This is a genomic window from Candidatus Eisenbacteria bacterium, from assembly GCA_016867495.1.
GTDB lineage: Bacteria > Eisenbacteria > RBG-16-71-46 > CAIMUX01 > VGJL01 > VGJL01.
Map to the genome: position 1 here is coordinate 1 of VGJL01000058.1, position 14,341 is coordinate 14,341.

Below are 14,341 nucleotides of genomic sequence, written 5' to 3' on the forward strand. Positions count from 1 at the left end.
GGGGGCGGATGCGGCAACACGGGTCAGATGGGGGATGTGATCTATCACGAGTACGCGCACGGGATGACGCAGTGGATCTACGGGAACAATCCCTCGGACGTGGGGGAGGGGAACTCGGACGTCGCCGCGCTGCTTCTCGACGGCAACTCGATCTGCGGCGAGGGGTTCTATCTGAACCAGTGCGCGAGCGGCATCAGGGACGCGGACAACACGCTTCGGTATCCGGACGACTATCAGTCGGGTCAGATTCACTTCAACGGGCAGATCATCTCCGGCTTCTGGTGGGATGCCCGCGAGATCCTCTTGCCCATCTACGGGGTCGACGGGACGCGCGACATCCTCTGGATGAACTGGCACATGGGCAGGAGAACCCTGCGGCCCACGTCGATGCCGGACCAGATCCAGACGGCCTTCTTGATGGATGACGACGATGGGAACCTGAGCAACGGGACGCCGCACTACTACGCCTTCTGTCCCGCCGCGACGAACCACGGGTTCACGCCGCCGGGACCGGCGCCCGTCGTGACGATCACCCACACGCCGCCCCACAACAAGGTCTTCGATGGCTTGCCGGTGGCTCTGGTTGCGACGATCACCTCCACGGTGGGGCCGATCGACCCGGCGACCGTGAAGGGGAACTACGCGGTGAACGGCGGCTCCTCCTCGACGGTCGCGCTCATCCCGACCGGCAATCCGAACGAGTTCGCCGGGACGATCCCCAGTTTCCCGGTCGGATCCACGGTCGAGTACTCGATCATCGCGCGCGACATCTTCGGCAATGGCGGCGCCCATCCGCCCAACTACTGCTCTCCCGCCACCCCGCGCGGCGCGGAACGCTACTACGTCGTCACAATCCTCGACGAGCTCGAGGCGATCTCCGGCTGGACCGTCGGCGCCCCGGGCGACAACGCGACGACCGGGGTCTGGGAGCGGGTCGATCCCCGCGGAACGGCGGCGCAGCCCGAAGACGACCAGACGCCGGCGCCCGGGGTGAACGCCTTCGTCACCGGCCAGTGCGCCCCCGGCTGCGGGCTGGGCGACAGCGATGTCGACGGAGGGACGACCACCCTCCTGAGCCCCGTCTACGACCTGAGCAGCTCGACGACGGCCAAGGCGATCTACTACCGCTGGTACTCGAACGACCAGGGGGCGACGCCGGGGACAGACTACTGGGTCGTCGATGCCTCGAACGACGGCGGCGCGAGCTGGGCCAATGTCGAGAACACGAACGTCTCCGCGGCCATCTGGACCCCGATCGAGGTCGATCTGAACGTCCTCTTCGGGACGACGCCCGAGACGGTCAAGTTCCGCTTCGTCGCAAGCGATCTCAACGACGGCTCGCTCGTGGAGGCGGCGGTCGACGAGTTCATGGTCATGGTCGACTACGCGACCGATGCCCCGGAGTCGTCCGCGATGGCGGGCGGGCCGCGATTCGCTCTGTTCCCCGGCCGGCCGAATCCATTCGACTCCGCGACGGAGCTTGGCTTCGAGATCCCCGCTCCGGCGAGCGTGACCCTGAAGATTCACGATACCGGAGGGCGCCTCGTGCGCACGCTGGCCGCCGGCTCCTTCCAAGGAGGTCCCCACAGCGTGACGTGGGATGGCCGCGACGCCTCCGGCAGGGAGCTTGCGGCGGGAATCTACTACGTGCGAATCCTGACGCCGGGATTCTCGGCAAGCCGTAAGGTCGTGCTCCAGAAGTAGCGCGAGCCTTCCGCCGAAGAAGACCTTCCATGCACGGGAGGGGGAGGGGCCGCGAGGCATCCTCCGCCTCCCGCGCCGCGTTTGCCCCTTGGGCTCGGGCATCCGGCTCGACCCGCGCGGGCGGCCGACTCGGCAGCGGCCCGGCCGGCGGCCCATTTCCCTAAATCGCGGGTCGGAAGAGGCCGATAGAGCGGTAGCGGCATGTCGGGGACGGGTCTGTCCCCAGACGAGGTGATCATGGAACGGATCGACAGAGAGACTGGCGCGGCGCCGGGCGAGCACGAGAGCCTTCTCGAGGCGAGGAGCCTCGACCGGAGGAGCTGGAGGAACTGGTTCCTCTTCATCGGAGTGGCCGTCCTCACGACCGTCGGGCTGGCCACGGCCATCGTAACCCTGCTCGGCGGGCGCGTTCGCGCCTTGTGGCCGTGGGCCAACACCGACCTGATCCTCCTCGCGGGTCTCTCGCTGGCGATCCTCCTCTTCGCAGGCTATCTCACGCAGCAGCAACGCCAGGTCGTCGGGTTGCGCCTCGAGCTGCTCAAGTCCAATCAAGAGTCGTCCCAGCGCATCCGACGCTACTATGACCGGCTCGTCGCACTCTTGAACGTGAGCCGCGTCCTCAGCGTCTCGACCAAGCCCAAGGAGGTCTTCGACACGATCACCCGCACCTGCATGGAGACCTTCGAGTGCCAGCAGTCGTCGCTCATGCTCCTCAACGGACAGACGCAAGCCCTGGAGGTCTGTTCCGTCAGCGGAGAGGACCGCGGCGCCAAGGAACTGGCCACGCCTCAGCCGCTGGGGAGCGGCATCATCGGGTGGGTGGTGGAGAGGCGCAAGCCGTTCCTCCTGTCCCGCGACATGGGGTTGCTGGGGGGCGAGAAGCGCGCCCCCGGGACGCTGCCTGTCGCGGCGATGGTCGTTCCCTTCAGCCTGCGCGGGGAGCTGGTTGGGGTCCTGAGCGTGAGCAGCAGCGCCGCCGGCACCGTCTACACCGACGAGGATCTGCAAGCCCTCCAGGTCTTCGCGGAGACAGCAGGAACCTGCTGTCGTCACGCGGAGCAGACCGACTGGATGCGCCAGACCATCCAGCGCCTCGACGCCGCTCTTCAGGTGCGGGAGGGCGAGAGACGAAGCCGGGCCGCCTGAGCCCCGTCCTTCCTCGAAGAGCGAGCAGCCCCGGACCCTGCTGACAGGCGCCCGGCGACCTCTCCCATCGGCCCGCTGAAGCTCCCTGACTGCGCCAGGACGCCCCCTCCTTTCGTCGCTCGATGAGGCGGCTCCCGGTCTCATGCTCGCCGTGAGGCGAACCGTGAGGCGAACCGGTTGCCCGGCCGCAGGGGGGTTGCTACAATCCCGAGTTCATCTTTGTCTCAGGCGGGAAAGAAGCCGCCGCCTTGACCAGGTCGAGGCGTGAGGAGGGGGCGCGATGGCCGAGGTGAAGGAGAAGCGCTGGGATCTCGTCGTGATCGGCTCCGGCCCGGGCGGCTACACGGCCGCGATCCGGGCGGCGCAGCTGGGGATGAGCGTGGCCATCGCCGAGCGGGCCGAGCTGGGCGGCGTTTGCCTCAACTGGGGATGCATCCCGACCAAGGCCCTCCTCACCTCGGCGGAGCGCCACCACGAGATGCGGCGCGCCTCCGACTTCGGGCTGGCCGCCGAGGGGATCTCGTTTGATTGGGGAGCGATCATCCGCCGCAGCCGCAACGCGGCAGATCGGATGAACAAGGGCGTCGCTTTCCTGATGAAGAAGAACGGGATCGAGATCCTCTCCGGTCGGGCGCGCCTCGGAGGAGCGCAGGGGGAAGTCCTCGTGGAGGGGACTCGCGTCGCGGCGAAGCAGGTCCTCATCGCCACCGGAGCCAGGGCGCGGCCCCTGCCCGGGATTCCCTTCGACCGCGAACGGATCGTCTCCGCTGCCGACGCGATGGTGCGGAAGGAGCGCCCGTCGCGTCTGCTCATCGTCGGGGCGGGAGCGATCGGCGTGGAGTTCGCCTACTTCTTCTCCTCCTTCGGCACCAAGGTGACCCTGGTCGAGATGCTGAGCCATCTTCTCCCCATCGAGGACGAGGAGATCGGAAAGGAGCTGGAGCGCTCCTTCTCCAAGAAGGGGATCGCGATTCGCCTCTCCACCAAGGTCGCGGCCCTCCGCAGGGAAGGGGAGGGCGTGCGGGCCACCCTCGCGGGACCGAAGGGTGAGGAGACGGTGGAGGCCGATCTCGCCCTGGTCGCCGTCGGCGTGCAGGGAAATGTGGAGGATCTGGGGCTCGAGCAGGCCGGAGTCCATCACGAGCGGGGAGCGATCCAGGTTGACGCCCGCATGAAGACCTCGACTCCCGGGATCTGGGCGATCGGCGATGTGGTCGGTCCTCCCTGGCTTGCGCACGTCGCCGCGGCGGAGGGGATCGTCGCCGTGGAGACGATGGCGGGGCACGATCGGCCGGGGATCGATCAGCGGAAGGTCCCGGGCTGCACCTACTGCCACCCGCAAGTGGCGAGCGTCGGCCTCACCGAGAAGGCGGCCCGCGAACGCGGCTACGAGATCAAGGTTGGCCGGTTCCCGATGCGGGCCTGCGGCAAGGCCGTGGCGGCGGGCGAGACGGAGGGTTTCGCAAAAGTCATCGTGGGCGCGAGATACGGCGAGATCCTCGGGGTCCACATGATCGGGGCGTCGGTGACCGAAGCGATCGGCGAGGCCTCGCTGGCCCTGGCCGGGGAGGTGACGGCCGAGGCCCTCCTCGACGCGATCCATGCCCACCCGACCGTCACCGAGACCATAGCGGAGGCGACTGCCAATGCCCTTGGCGAGGCGATCAACATCTGATCGGGAGACCGGCGCCGGGGCCGCGAGCGCCGTCGCGCCGGTGTCGACCGCTCGGGCGCGGCCGCCGCTTCGGATTCTGAGGCTCGCCGGCTTCCACCCCTACGAGGAGGCATGGGCGCTGCAGAGAGAAATCCACGCGGAGCGGGTTCGGGGAAGCGCTCCCGACACCCTGATCCTGCTGGAACACCGGCCGGTCGTGACCATCGGCCGCAACGGGCGGGCGGCGAACCTCGTCGTTCCGCAGGACCTGCTCCGCGCGCGCGGGATCGATCTGGTCTGGTCCGATCGGGGCGGCGACATCACCTACCACGGCCCCGGGCAGCTGATCGGATACCCGATCGTCGACCTCAAGACGCTCCATCAGGACGTCCACCGATTCCTGCGCGAGATCGAGGAGGGGATCATCCGCGTTCTTGCGCGTTTCGGGATCGTTGGGACCCGCTGCGCCGGCAGGACGGGAGTCTGGGTCGGCGAAGCGAAGATCGCCTCGATCGGCTTGAAGGCGAGCCACTGGGTGACGATGCACGGTTTCGCGCTCAACGTCTCGACCGACCTTCGCCCCTTTGATCTCATTGTCCCGTGTGGAATCAACGGGTGCAGGATGATCACCATGGAGTCGGAGCTGGGGCGGGAGATCGCGGTGGAGGATGTGGCCGCCGCGACCGTGGAGGAGCTGGCGCTCATCTGGAAGAGGACCCCGACCATGGAGGGAATGCGATCGTGATGAACCCCCGCGCGGGCGCGAAGGCCGGCCGGCGGCAGGCGAAGGGCGCAGGGGCGCCGGGGGCGCCCGCCATGCCCGAGACCGCCCTGCTCAAGGCCGCCTATCGGCAAATGCTCCTGACCCGGCGCATGGACGAGAAGATGATGATTCTCCTGAAGCAGGGGAAGAGCTTCTTCCACATCGGAGCCTCGGGGCACGAAGCTGTGCAGATCGCGGCGGCATCCGCTCTTCGGCCCGGGGGCGACTGGGCCTATCCCTACTACCGCGACCTGGCCTTCTGCATCGGGCTCGGCATGACTCCGGAGGAGGTGTTCCTCTCCTTCCTGGGAAAGGCCGAGGACCCCATGAGCGGCGCCCGCCAGATGCCGTCCCACTACAGCATGCCGCACCTGCGGATCGTCTCGCAGTCGAGCCCGACTGGCACGCAGTATCTCCAAGCGGTCGGCTGCGCCCTCGGGTCGAAGCTGGAAGGGACCGACGAGGTCACCTACGTCTCCTCGGGCGAGGGGACGACGAGCCAGGGCGACTTCCACGAGGCCTTGAACTGGGCGAGCCGCGAGAAGCTCCCCGTCCTCTTCTGCATCCAGGACAACAAGTATGCGATTAGCGTCCACATCTCACAGCAGACGACGACTACGGTCCATGATCTCTGCGCGGGATATGTGAATCTGAGGCGCTATCAGGTCGACGGGACCGACTTCGCGGCGTCGTACGACATCATGCGCGAGGCGGTGGCGGGATGCCGAAGGGGGGAGGGCCCCGCCGTCGTCGTCGCGGACGTCGTGCGGTTGCTTCCCCATTCCTCGAGCGACAACCAAGCGAAGTACCGTTCGAGGGAAGATCTTGAGGCCCAGAAGGCGCGCGACCCGATCCCCAGGCTGGAATCGCTGCTCCTCGCCGCCGGGGGCGTGAGCGCGGAGGACGCGGAGGCCCTGCGGGACGAGATCCGGCGGACCGTCGATGCGGCGGCCGACCACGCCGCCGGCCGCCCCGACCCGGATCCGGCGACCGCGACAAGCGGGGTCTGGAGGGACGACGTCTATCTTCCCCCTCCAGGGGCCTCCTTGACGCCGGCGGCGAAGGGTGAGCCGATCGTGCTCGTGGACGCGATCAATCACGCGCTGGTGGAAGAGATGGCGCGCAATCCCAGGATCGTCGTTTATGGGGAGGACGTCGAGGACCACAAGGGCGGGGTCTTCACCGCCACGACCGGGCTCTCGGTTCGCTTCGGGCGCGAGAGGGTCTTCAACTCGCCGCTCGCCGAGTCGAGCATCATCGGGACGGCGGTCGGCCTTGCCTCCAGGGGATTCCGCCCCGTCGTGGAGATCCAGTTCGGCGACTACATCTGGCCCGCGATGAACCAGATCCGCAACGAGCTGGCCACGATGCGCTACCGCTCCGCCAACGGCTGGAGCTCGCCTGTGGTCGTGCGGGTCCCCGTGGGGGGGTACATCCACGGCGGTCTCTGCCACAGTCAGAACATCGAGGCGACCTTCGCGCACTTCCCCGGTCTCTACATCGTCTACCCATCGAACGCCGCCGACGCGAAGGGGCTCCTCAAGAGCGCGATCCGGGGCGAGGACCCGGTCCTCTTCCTCGAACACAAGGGGCTCTACCGGCAGATCTACGCCTCGAGCCCCGAGCCGGACGACTCCTTCCTTCTTCCCTTCGGGCGGGCCCGCGTCGCGCGCGAGGGGAGCGACGTCACGGTGGTGACCTATGGAGCCTTGGTCAAGCGATCGCTCGACGCCGCCGCGAAGATGCAGGCCCGCGGGGTCTCGGTCGAGGTCCTCGATCTGCGCACGATCATCCCGTGGGATCGCGAGGCCGTTCTCGAGAGCGTCGCCAAGACCGGCCGCGTTCTGATCGCGCACGAGGATGTGCTGACGGCCGGCTTCGGGGCGGAGGTGGCGGCCGTGATCGCGCGGGAGGCCTTCGAGGCGCTCGACGCCCCGCCGATGCGGATCGGGGGAGGCGATAGCCCGGTCCCCTACAGCCCGCCGCTCGAGGCGGCTGTCCTTCCGCAGGAATCGGACATCCTGAGAGGGCTCGAGGAGCTCGCGTCATACTGACGCAGAGCGGAGGAGGACGTGGATCGATGAAAGTCGAGATGGTCATGCCGCAGATGGGAGAGAGCATCACGGAGGGGACGATCCTCCGGTGGCTCAAGCGGGAGGGGGAGAGCGTCGAGCGCGACGAGAACATCCTCGAAATCTCGACGGACAAGGTCGACTCGGAGATCCCGTCACCGGCGCGCGGGACGATCGTGGCGCTGCTCGCGCAGGAAGGAGAGACGGTCCCCGTCGGCCAGGTGGTCGCGGAGATCGAGACGGAGGAGGCGGCGAAGAGGCCGGACTCCAAGAGCCCGGCCGAAGGGGGCCGCGCGCGGCCGTCCCCGCCGGCCGCCTGCGAGAGGCGCGCGCCGGCTGAGACCGCGGGCGCGAGACCGGCGATCGGGGAGCGGGAAGCGAGCGCGGGGGGCGAGATCGCGGGGAGCAAGCCCGCGCCTCCTCCGGGCGGAAACGAGGCTGACGGCGCAGCGGCGCCCGTAGGGGCGCCTGAGGGGAGGTTCCTCTCGCCGGCCGTTCGCTCCATCGCGCACACGGAGGGGATCGGCCCCGACGTGCTCGCCGCGATACCGGGCTCGGGACGGGGCGGCCGGTTGACCAGAGACGATCTGCTCGCCTATCTCGAGAGCCGCGGAGCAGGCGGCGACGCGGCGCGCGGGACGCGCGCGCCCGAGGATCGCGGGACGGCGCGGGCGCCGGCCGCAGCCGCGCCGGCGCGCGACGGTGCTTCAACCGACGGGATGCCCAAGCCGCAGGCTCTCGCCGCGCCGGGCTCGCCCCGCAAGGGGCCGGCGCCGCCCCCAGCCCCGTTTCCGGCGAAACCGAGTGAGACCAGGACGACCCCCGAGGGGCCGATCGATCTCTACCCGATGGACCACATCCGGCAGAAGATCGCGGACCACATGGTGCGCTCCAAGGCCACGTCGCCGCATGTCGCCTCGGTCGGCGAGGCCGAGATGACGCGGATCGTCCGCTATCGGGACGCGGTCAAGGAGGGATTCGAGCGGCAGGAGGGTTTCAAACTCACGCTCACTCCCTTCTTCGTTCTGGCCGCCGTGCGCACTCTGCGGGAGTTCCCCTTCGTGAACGCGTCGATCGAGGGGAGCGCGATCCTGGTGAAGCGTTTCATCAACATCGGAATCGCCGTCGCCACGGACCACGGCCTCATCGTTCCCGTGATTCGGCGGGCCGACGCGCTGAACCTGCTCGGTCTCGCCCGGGCGGTGAACGATCTCGCAGGCCGCGCGCGGGGCAAGGGGCTCAACCCGGAGGAAGTGACGGGCGGGACCTTCACGATCACCAACATGGGGATGGTCGGCACGCTCTTCGGCATCCCGATCATCGCCCAGCCTCAAGTCGCGATTCTCGGGATCGGCGCGGTTCAGAAGCGCGCCGTTGTTCGAGACGACGCCGTCGCGATCCGCGACATGATGTACGTGTCCCTCTCCTACGATCACAGGCTCGTGGACGGAGCGATGGGAGGCGCGTTCGTGGAGCGCTACGTCCACCATCTGGAGTCGATGGACCTCCCCTCATGAGGCGATGATGCCGGGAGAGCGCGCCGTGGAGCGCGGGCGGCGCCCGCCGTGGCTTCGTGTGCGGCTTCCTCAAGCCGGGGCATACGCCGAGACGCGCGGCATCGTTGGGAAGCAGCGGCTTCACACGGTCTGCGAGAGCGCGCGATGCCCCAACATCGGCGACTGCTGGGGGGCGGGAACGGCGACCTTCATGATCCTCGGCGATATCTGCACCCGCGGATGCCGGTTCTGCGCCGTCAAGACCGGCAGGTCGGGTCTCCTTGATCTCGAGGAGCCTGCTCGGGTGGCGGAAGCGGTGGCCGCGATGGGGATCCGCCATGCCGTCGTGACCTCCGTCAACCGCGACGAGCTTCCCGATGGAGGCGCGGGACTCTTCGCCGCGACGATCCGGGCCATCCGGAAGAGGTGCCCGCGGGTCACCGTCGAGGTCTTGATCCCGGACTTCATGGGATCGCGGGAGGCGCTCGATGTCGTTCTCGACGAGCGGCCCGAGATCCTGAATCACAACGTCGAGACGGTGCCTCGCCTCTACCGGAGCGTGAGGCCGCAGGCACGTTACAAACGATCCCTCTGGGTCCTGGCCAGGGCGGGGAGCCGCGGTCTTCTCACGAAGTCGAGCCTCATGGTCGGCATCGGGGAGACGGAGGAGGAAGTCCTCGAGGTCTTCCGGGATCTTCGATCCGCGGGGTGCGACATCGTGACGATCGGGCAGTACCTCCAGCCGACGCCGGAGCATCTTCCGGTCAGTCGCTGGGTCGTTCCCGAGGAGTTCGCCCGCTACGAAGAGCGGGGGCTGGCGCTCGGTTTCCGGCATGTGGAGAGCGGACCGCTGGTGCGTTCCTCCTTCCGCGCAGAGCGCGCGATCTCACTCCTGGCCCCCGATCGTGAAGAAAAAGCTTGACAGTGCGAACAGGCGTTCGGTAATCTCTTCCCTGTAGGCGATTCTCGGGACCGGGTGGGAGAGCCGGCCCACTGCTGTCCCCCCCGACGCAGGCGGCTTCCTGCCCGGCCCCTGAATCCCATGGAGGTAGAGGTGTGAGAGCGCTTACCCATCGCCAGAGGGAAATCCTCGATTACATCCTTCGGTCGATCGCGCAGGATGGCCGCTTCCCCTCCTACCGGGAAATCGGCGCGCATTTCGGCCTCACATCGCCCGCGACGGTGAGCCAGCATCTCGAGGCCTTGGCCGCGAAGGGGGTCTTGACGAGACAGGGGCGATACTTCGCCCCGGCCGAGTCCCTTCGTTTCGATCAGGGGATCCCGATCGTCGGCCGCGTGGCGGCGGGCAGTCCGATCACGGCTGTGGAGAATATCGAGGACCACATCCGCTGGGATCGGCTGGGGGGCGAGGGAACCTTCGCCGTGCGCGTCGTCGGGGACAGCATGATCGACGAGGGGATCCGCGAGGGGGACGTCGCGGTCGTCCGGCCGACGGACCAGGTCGCCCAGGGGGAGCTCGTCGTCGCCTACGTAGGCGATGAGCAGGAGGCGACGGTGAAGCGCTACCACAGGCAGCGTGACTGGATCGAGCTGCATTCCTCCAATCCGCGATATGCGCCGATGCGCTTTCCGAGCGACGACAGAAACTTCCGTCTCGCCGGGAAGGTCCTCGCGATCCTGCGCAGGTATTGATTCCTGCCGGGGGCACGGGAACGCCCGCCGTCCAGCCGGATGCTCCGATGCGCTGGGAATCGATCGACGAGGCCGTCAAGGTCCGAGCCGACTTCCACGGCGGGGCGATCACCCCGCTCCTGTTTCGGCGCGGCGCGGAAGTCCGCAAGATCCATAACGTGAACACGCGCTGGCAGGATAGCCGCGGTCGCCATCGTCTCTGCTACTTCTCGGTCACCGCGGACACGGGAGATCTCTATCAACTCTGCTTCGACACGGGCGATCTCACCTGGCGGCTCGAGTACGTGATGTTCGAGGGGTAGGGGGAGCTTGATCGATGGACGGTGCCGAGGCTCTTGCGATCGAGACGGTGCCCGGAGGGTGCGGCCTGCGGGTCCGGGTCCGCCCGGGCGCGCGCGAGACGCGCGTCATCGGGGTCCACGGGGGATCGCTCAAGGTGTCGGTTGCGGAGGCGCCGGAAAAGGGGAGGGCGAACGACGCCGTTCGGGGCCTGCTGGCATCCATCCTGGGGGTGAGCGTGGCGAGCATCGAGATCCGCTCCGGCCTCGGATCGAGGGAGAAAGGGGTGAGGATCGCTGGGCTGAGCGCCTCCCTCTGCCGGGAACGGCTCGGGCGGCACCCGGTCTGACGCCAGACCCCTCCCGATGGCGGGCTCCGAAGGCTCGCGCCGTGAGGCGCGAGCCGCCGCGCTCCTGCCTGGACGAGTGGAGTTGACACACGAACATGCGTTCGGTATTCTCCCGCTCTGAGGAGGAGAGAGGATGAAACCGCGCGCCCCCCGGCCCGACACGCCTGATCGATCGCCGGCGTCTTGCACGACGACCCCGTCCAGCGTCCCTCAGCCCCTCGTTCACCGCCCGGGCGACTCCCGCACGCGCCGGGCGCCTCCGCATCCGTGGGATCCGCATCCGGCGATCCTGCATCTGGACATTGACGCCTTCTTCGCCTCGATCGAGCAGTTGCGCAACCCGCGGCTGGCGGGCCGCCCCGTCATCGTCGGGACCGGCGTGATCGCTTCCTGCTCCTATGAGGCGCGCCGCCGCGGCTGCGGGGCCGGCATGTCGCTCCGGGAGGCTCGCCTCCGCTGCCCCGAGGCTGTCGTCCTCGATGGGCGCGCGCAGATCTACCGCTGCTACGCGGAGCGGGTCTTCGACATCGCCGCCCGCTATGCGCCGGCGATGGAGACTTTCCTGGACGAGGCCTACCTCGATCTCTCGGGCAGCGAGGGCGCGCAGGGAAGCTACATCGATGCGGCGACCCGCCTGCGCGCCGAGATCCGGCGCGCGACCGGCCTCGCCGTCTCGGTCGGCGTCGCCACAAACCGGATGTCCGCCAAGATGGTCACGAAGACGGTCAAGCCCGACGGCGTGGGACTCCTCGCCCCCGGGCTGGAGGAGGCCTTCGTCCTCTCGCGGGCGATCGGCGATCTGCCCGGAGTGGGGCACGCGATCGGTCCGACTCTCTGGCGGCTCAACGTCCGCACGGTCGGGCAGCTGCGGGAGCTGCCGGAGCAGGCGCTGCGCGGTCTCTTCGGGCCATCGATGGGGCGCGCCATCTGGGAGCGGGCCTGGGGGCGTGACACGCGGGTCGTGAGCGCGCGCGAGATCCCCGGATCGATCCGGCGGGAGACATCCTTCCACCAGCCCACGATCGACCGGCGCGAGATGCGGGCGATGCTCCACTACTTGGCGGCTCGCGCGGGTGGCGAGATGCGCCGTCTGGGGCTCGCGTGCCGGACGGTGGCCGTTCACCTCCGCTACGCGGGCGGAGAGGTGTGCGCCAAGCGCTCCTCCTTTCCATCACCGACCGCCGTTGACAAGCAGGTCTACGGCCGCGCGGAAGCGCTGTTTGACGGACTCTTCACGCGGCGCTCGGCGGTCCGGAACATCGGCGTCGAGATCGGAGGCTTCGGGCGCGCGGCCGCCGAGCAACTCGACCTTCTGGACGGAAGGGGGAGCGTGCGGCAGGCCGACCTGGAAGCGGGCCTGGACAGGGTGCGCGACCGGTTCGGATTCGCGGCCGTCATGGGAGGGGCGAGCCTCCATCTGCTCGGGAAGCTCGAGCGCGACGCGCACGGATTCGTCCTGCGCACGCCGAGCCTCACGCGCTAGCGCAAGCCCGGCCGGCGGCGCAGAGAGCCTTGACGATCCCCTCTCCCTAAGATCGCCCTTCTCTCTTGCGAAGGCCCGAGGGGCGGCCCTTTCCCGCGCTGGGGCGGGTCGAAGCTCTCTTCCTTGCTCGGCCGGGAGTCTTGTCGGGGGAAGGCGTCGCGGGCAGACCCTTCGACCGCTCCTCCAGCCGCTCGATCTTTTCGCGCATCTCCTTCGCTTCCCCCTGCAGCTTCTCCATGTCGCCCCGGAGCCTCTCCACGTCCTCTCCGCGCTTCTTCTGTCCCGCCAGATCGTCCGCGGCCATGAGGTAGTGATTCACCAGCCGTGGATCGGTCGTCGCGGCGGCGGCGCGGCGCAGAGCGGCGATGCCGGAGTCGTGGCCCAGGGAGACCAGGGCGTTCGTCACGCGCGTGAAAACGAGATAGGAGCGATCCTCCAGGAAGCGGGAGAGCTCCTCGGCGATTCTCGGGGCCAAGAGGGGACGCGCGGCGCCGAGATCGGCCAGGGCTGACATCGCCCCCACGCGGCAGGACCAGTAGCGGCGCCGGTCCGACGCAAGGGAGAGGATGTCGTCGACGGCCTCCTCCTCGCGCGCCGCGGCGAGGCCCCGCGCCGCATGAAGAGCCAGGATGTCATGCCATGACTGGCGGCGCATCGCTGCGCGAAGGACGGGCGCAGCTCCCGGATGGCGGGTTCTGCCCAGGGCGCTGGCCGCGGCCGCCTCGACGAAGTAGCTGGCATCGCCCTTTCGAACGATCGCTGCGAGGGCCTCTGCCGCGGAGGCTGCGCGGAAGTCGCCGAGAGCCTCCACGACCGCGCGACGAGCCTTCGGGTGCGGCAGATCGACGGCCCCGAGAAGGATCTCCAGGGCGTGCGGCGAGCGGGCGGCCGCCAGGGCGCGCGCGGCCTCCGCCTGAACCCCCCAGAAGGGGTCTTCCATGAGGACCCGCCCGAGAACCGACTCGTCCTTGTACGAGGGTCGTTCGGCGAGCTGCCGGACGGCGTGGACGCGCGCCCCCACGCGGCCGTCGCGACGCGGGCCGACGAGGCTCGCCTCCGGCCACTCGGCTGGGCGCGTGACCTTCCATGTGGCGAGGACCGCAAGTTCCGGATCGAGGGCGACCGTGACCGGCTTGCCTTCGACGCGCAGGTAGAAGGACTGCTCCTGGGCGGTCATCTCGAAGGTCTCGGCGCGGAGGCTTCCATCCTCCACGAGGCACTCGATGCGGATCGGTACGGCGAAGATCGGCGCTCCGCCATCGGTCTTCTGCACCTGCTTCAGGCTGGCGCGGATCCTCTTCTCGTTCTCTTCCCAGGCGATCGATCCTTCGATCTCGGCATGGCCGGGGCTCATGATCCACTGGTCGAAGAACGAGGCGAGATTCTTCCCTGAAGCATCCTCGAAGGCTCGGATCAGATCGATCGTCTCGACGCAGCCGTTGGCGTGGCGCTTCACGTAGAGCCTGATCGCCTTCCAGAAGATCGCGTCGCCGAGGCGCCGGCGGAGCATGTGAAGGACCCATCCGGCTTTTGGGTAGAGGTGCATGTCGAAGAGGTCGGACGGGTAGGCGTATCGATTCGAAACGATGGCGCGCCGGTAGGGCTCGGCCATGTAAGCGGCCGCGAACTGGAGGATCTCATAGTCGAACTCCTCCCGGCCGAGGTCCTCCTCCATCCAAAGAGCCTCGAGATATGTCGCGAAGCCCTCGTTCAGCCAGGCGTGCGCCCATGACTTGCAGGTG

Annotated in this window: 12 protein-coding genes; 11 read left to right on the forward strand and 1 reads right to left on the reverse strand. The window is 68.5% G+C overall.

Going from position 1 to position 14,341, the window contains the following annotated elements:
- The 11 genes from FJY88_07215 to FJY88_07265 form a co-directional block, all read left to right on the forward strand.
- On the forward strand, positions 1–1,704 hold a 1,704-nt coding region (locus FJY88_07215; protein MBM3287124.1), incomplete at its 5' end, for a T9SS type A sorting domain-containing protein.
- Positions 1,705–1,905: 201 nt separating this feature from the next.
- Entirely contained in the window at positions 1,906–2,850 is a 945-nt protein-coding gene (locus FJY88_07220) for a GAF domain-containing protein (GenBank protein ID MBM3287125.1), read from the forward strand.
- 280 nt (positions 2,851–3,130) lie between these two features.
- Entirely contained in the window at positions 3,131–4,525 is a 1,395-nt protein-coding gene (gene lpdA / locus FJY88_07225; protein MBM3287126.1) for a dihydrolipoyl dehydrogenase, read from the forward strand.
- Positions 4,497–5,249 (forward strand): lipoyl(octanoyl) transferase LipB, encoded by a 753-nt coding sequence (gene lipB, locus FJY88_07230; GenBank protein MBM3287127.1) that lies wholly within the window; start codon positions 4,497–4,499, stop codon positions 5,247–5,249. Before lpdA ends, lipB begins: the two co-directional genes overlap by 29 nt.
- A 71-nt stretch (positions 5,250–5,320) precedes the next feature.
- Positions 5,321–7,321: a tungsten formylmethanofuran dehydrogenase gene (locus tag FJY88_07235; protein MBM3287128.1), complete on the forward strand. Its 2,001-nt coding sequence runs from the start codon at positions 5,321–5,323 to the stop codon at positions 7,319–7,321.
- A gap of 26 nt (positions 7,322–7,347) precedes the next feature.
- Positions 7,348–8,856 (forward strand): 2-oxo acid dehydrogenase subunit E2, encoded by a 1,509-nt coding sequence (locus FJY88_07240; GenBank protein ID MBM3287129.1) that lies wholly within the window; start codon positions 7,348–7,350, stop codon positions 8,854–8,856.
- Between the two features lie 4 nt (positions 8,857–8,860).
- Entirely contained in the window at positions 8,861–9,757 is an 897-nt protein-coding gene (gene lipA, locus FJY88_07245; GenBank protein ID MBM3287130.1) for a lipoyl synthase, read from the forward strand.
- 71 nt (positions 9,758–9,828) lie between these two features.
- The gene (gene lexA / locus FJY88_07250) at positions 9,829–10,488 is read left to right on the forward strand and encodes a repressor LexA (GenBank protein ID MBM3287131.1); all 660 of its coding nucleotides are present in this window, start codon (positions 9,829–9,831) and stop codon (positions 10,486–10,488) included.
- 47 nt (positions 10,489–10,535) lie between these two features.
- A complete protein-coding gene (locus FJY88_07255) occupies positions 10,536–10,790 on the forward strand; it encodes a hypothetical protein (protein MBM3287132.1) in 255 nt (84 codons plus the stop codon).
- Between the two features lie 14 nt (positions 10,791–10,804).
- Entirely contained in the window at positions 10,805–11,116 is a 312-nt protein-coding gene (locus FJY88_07260) for a DUF167 domain-containing protein (GenBank protein ID MBM3287133.1), read from the forward strand.
- Between the two features lie 133 nt (positions 11,117–11,249).
- Positions 11,250–12,599 (forward strand): DNA polymerase IV, encoded by a 1,350-nt coding sequence (locus tag FJY88_07265; protein ID MBM3287134.1) that lies wholly within the window; start codon positions 11,250–11,252, stop codon positions 12,597–12,599.
- Positions 12,600–12,645: 46 nt separating this feature from the next.
- Here FJY88_07265 and FJY88_07270 read toward each other — a convergent pair.
- A partial coding sequence (locus FJY88_07270) for a hypothetical protein (GenBank protein ID MBM3287135.1) occupies positions 12,646–14,341 on the reverse strand: 1,696 nt, incomplete at its 5' end.